The sequence below is a fragment of the Moorena sp. SIO3I8 genome, assembly GCF_010692325.1.
Classification (GTDB): Bacteria; Cyanobacteriota; Cyanobacteriia; order Cyanobacteriales; family Coleofasciculaceae; genus Moorena.
In genome coordinates, this window is sequence record NZ_JAAHHW010000337.1 from 1 (window position 1) to 1706 (window position 1706).

2 protein-coding genes and 1 pseudogene are annotated in these 1706 nt (G+C 44.3%); all 3 read left to right on the plus strand.

From position 1 onward, the window contains the following. Window positions 1-678: 678 nt before the first annotated feature. Window positions 679-969 (plus strand): hypothetical protein, encoded by a 291-nt coding sequence (locus F6K51_RS36770; protein ID WP_293030983.1) that lies wholly within the window; start codon window positions 679-681, stop codon window positions 967-969. Between the two features lie 436 nt (window positions 970-1405). Further along, window positions 1406-1597, plus strand: a complete 192-nt coding sequence (locus F6K51_RS36775; RefSeq protein ID WP_293030985.1) for a hypothetical protein — start codon at window positions 1406-1408, stop codon at window positions 1595-1597. 3 nt (window positions 1598-1600) lie between these two features. Further along, window positions 1601-1706, plus strand: a pseudogene (locus F6K51_RS36780) (RNA-guided endonuclease TnpB family protein); the annotation flags it as partial.

Sequence of the window (1706 nt, forward strand, 5' to 3'; positions counted from 1 at the left end):
GGAATTAGATAATCAACCTTTTATTGGCATGTGGCGTGATCGACAAGATACTCAAAATAGTAGCGAATGGGTGAGAAGAATTAGACAACAGCATTGGCAGGGCTAAAAACGAGATTATCGCTTTATCTGAGAACTCAATGGAAATATCCATAACATTGATGGCAAACTCTCCCCGATTCCCGATTCCCGACTCCCGACTCCCGATTCCCTAGGGCGTGTTTTCAAAGTTTTCCGCAAGATTTAGATCCCCCCCAGCCCCCCTTAAAAAAGGGGGGAGCCATAGTCAAAGTCCCCCTTTTTTAAGGGGGATAATGGCAGGGCTATTTCATTCTAGATGGTAAGATAAGATGCTAAGGCACAAGAGGGAGCATGTCCCTTATGCAGAACATTTGTACTAAATCTTATGCCCCCTCATGGGTTTAAGCTTGCTGTGATGGTACATAGTTCATTTGTTGTGCAACGCAAGACCTGCTCCCGGCACAAGGGCACAAGAGAATCAACATCGATGGGTCAAATTGCTATTTTAGAAGCCAATTCTTATTTACCAGATGCTCGTAGAGGCCAGGGAAGAAGACACTCAGTGGCTATATGTCTGGCTATCTTTACCCAGCGCAGTCGCTGCAGGGCAATATTGGATTAAAGCGCGATCGCTGATTGGATTGAAACAATCGTGAGGAGTTGAGCCAATTGTTTCAAGTCAACAGACTGCCATCATACAGCACAATCCGCCGAGTGTTACTGAACATGGTAACTTCCGATTATTCAGCAAGGCTAGCTTGCTTTTTCGAGTACACTCCGGAAGCGGGAGAGACTAATGGGGTAGATGGGAAAGTTTTGAGAGGGTCATTTATGGTCGAACAAGACAATCCACATTGCGATCGCCATCCCGCAATTATGGAGCGTGAGTGCCTACTTGGTAGAGAGAGGATTAATTCTCAAGCGAGATCAGGTAGACAAAAAAACGAATGAGATTAAGGCAGTGCCAGAGTTTATTAAAGCACGCTTCGCTCAAAGGCGTGGTTTTTGCCTTTGATGCTATAAACACCCAAAAAAAACTTGTCAGCTGATCATCGATAGTGGGAATCACTCTAATGCAGCCCTCAAAGGGAACCAACCAAAACGAGTTGCAGCCGCCCAGCAGCAGTTCGTTCCTCAGCAATCTTTTGAACAGATAAATATTGGACACGGTCGAATAGAAAAACGAAGTGTTAGTATAAGCCCACGTTACCCAAGGTTTGCCTTCAAGGCAAAGATTAGCTACCGTGATTCAAGTTCAGTCCCGACGGATTACTACAAACACGCTTTCTGACCCAGATCCGATACTATATCTCTGACTTGAAAGAAACGGCTGAACAAAAGCCCAAGCGGATTCGAGGCTATTGGGGCGATTAGAACAAAGTTCATTATGTCTCAGATGTCACTCAGCGGTGTTGATAAATCTCGTATCAGGACAACTCCTCTGGTACAAATTTGGGCGATCGCTCGTAATTTAGCTCTGAATCTTTATCGAGATGCAGGGTTTGACAACATGGCTCAGGCACAAAGAAAATGCCAATTTGGGCTTAAGCATATTTTGGCACTTTTTAGAATGAAATAGCCCTGTTCAATTAATACTTGTCCGCTTGTATGTTACCTCCCGGAATTAAGGGATAATCCCGATTACTACAGTCAAAAAAAGACTCTTCCAAGTTTAAAAAAGACTCGCA